General features: G+C 56.3%; 2 protein-coding genes. Both read right to left on the reverse strand.

All coding sequences use genetic code 11. The features are described from left to right. On the reverse strand, nucleotides 1–690 hold a 690-nt coding region (locus Q0F21_RS07535; RefSeq protein ID WP_297238772.1), incomplete at its 3' end, for an HAD-IIB family hydrolase. A gap of 14 nt (nucleotides 691–704) precedes the next feature. Beyond that, nucleotides 705–1,706: a 6-phosphofructokinase gene (gene pfkA, locus Q0F21_RS07540; protein ID WP_297238774.1), complete on the reverse strand. Its 1,002-nt coding sequence runs from the start codon at nucleotides 1,704–1,706 to the stop codon at nucleotides 705–707. Between the last annotated feature and the right edge of the window lie 219 nt (nucleotides 1,707–1,925).

Below are 1,925 nucleotides of genomic sequence, written 5' to 3' on the forward strand. Positions count from 1 at the left end.
CCCCATCTCGGACATGAGGAAGCTGAGTGCCTTCCCCTTGTCCACATAGGGACTCATCACCTCGATGAAGATCGGACCGGAGAGGATCGCATTCACCTTGCCTCTAAATCGCTCCTGTAGCTCGATCGCCAGCTTACCGATCACCTCCGGATCCCCTGCTATGCCGCACTTGTAGGGATCTCTCACGAGTGCTTCCTTGAGATTGGGCACCTGTCGGATCGGCATGCCGTTGTCTATCTGGCTCTCCTGACGGACGTAGGGGCTGTCAGCATCCTCCGTGATGATCTCGTGGCGTGTGTAGGTCATCATCGTCACGGGGTAGTCCTTGAGGAAGTCGTAGAGCTCACCGACCGTCTCCCGCGAGATGGTGGACCGGGTGAGCACATCATTGTCCATGCAGGAGGTGATCTTGGCACCATTATAGGAAATGATGTATCCGCCATACTTGGCCAGCTGGAGCTGCTCTGCGATATGCTCGCAGCCAAAGGTGGGTCTCCCCGAGACCAGAGCGACGGTCATGCCCATCTCGAGGATCTCTCGGATGGCATTGGCGGTGGCGGGAGTGATCTCCTTGTCGTCCGTCACCAGAGTGCCATCGAGGTCGACGGCAAAGAGGAGGTACTTCAGAGGATCTTTCCCGGAGCTATAGTGGGGGTTGAGTATGCGGGGTGTCTTGGCCGATACTTGCATAGGTTATGTGAGATTTATAGTGATAGTATACTGAGCACACGGTAGTCCTCCTCGCTGATCGTCTTGGCGCCCTTGATGGCGCTGGAGAAGGGGATGTAGACGACTCTATTGTCTCGGATGCCGACCATGATATTGCGCTGCCCGTCGAGGAGTGCGTCCACAGCAGCTACGCCCAGTCGGCTCGCCAGGATGCGATCCCCGGCGACCGGACTGCCGCCGCGCTGGATGTGTCCCAGGATCACGGCGCGAGCCTCCCACTGAGGGTGTGACTCGTGGATCCTCTCGATGAGAGCCTGAGCACCACCGGTGGCAGGACTCTCGGCTACGAGGACGATGGCTGAGTTCTTCGTCTTCCGGAATCCATTCTCCACCATCCGATTCATCTGATCCATCGAGCTCTTGAACTCCGGTATCACCGCCACCTCGGCTCCGCTGGCGATCGCTCCATTGAGTGCCAGAAATCCGGCATCACGTCCCATCACCTCCACGATGAAGAGGCGATTGTGCGAGCTGGCGGTGTCGCGAAGCTTATCGACGGCGTCCATGATCGTATTGAGCGCGGTGGCGTAGCCGATCGTCTGGTCGGTCCCGCCGAGGTCGTTGTCGATCGTCCCGGGGATGCCGACGACGGGGTAATTGTGGTCGCTGGCAAACTTCCGGGCGCCGCTCAGAGAGCCGTCACCACCGATCACCACCAGCGCGTCGATCCCATACTTCATGAGATTGTCGTACGCCTTCTGACTTCCCTCATCGGTCATGAATTCCTTACAGCGTGCGGTCTTCAGGAAGGTGCCTCCCCTCTGGATGATGTTGCTGACATCCTCCGTCGCCAGCTCCTTGATCTCATCGTCGATAAGTCCCTTGTATCCCTGATAGATGCCGTACACCTTGATCCCATTAAAGATCGCGGTACGAGTGACCGCACGTATGGCGGGGTTCATACCCGGCGCATCGCCACCCGAGGTGAGTACGCCGATGGCTCTGATGTTTCCGCTGCTTGTGATCGTTTTATCCATATTGCTCTCTTGAAATCGTTCTAACCACAAATGTAATCAGAAGTGGTCAATTAAGTGGACTTACTGCTGTGAAAACTTACCGGCGTAGATTCAAGGACGAAGTGCAACAGGGAGGAAGAACGGGGCGAAAAGTTTGAAAGGAGAGATGTAGTCATGTTTCTTCCTGGGTCTGTTGTTAAGTAAAGTCTGGATTTCAAATAGTCGATCGTCGTCGAAGTC

Source organism: uncultured Porphyromonas sp. (assembly GCF_934359325.1).
GTDB lineage: Bacteria > Bacteroidota > Bacteroidia > Bacteroidales > Porphyromonadaceae > Porphyromonas_A.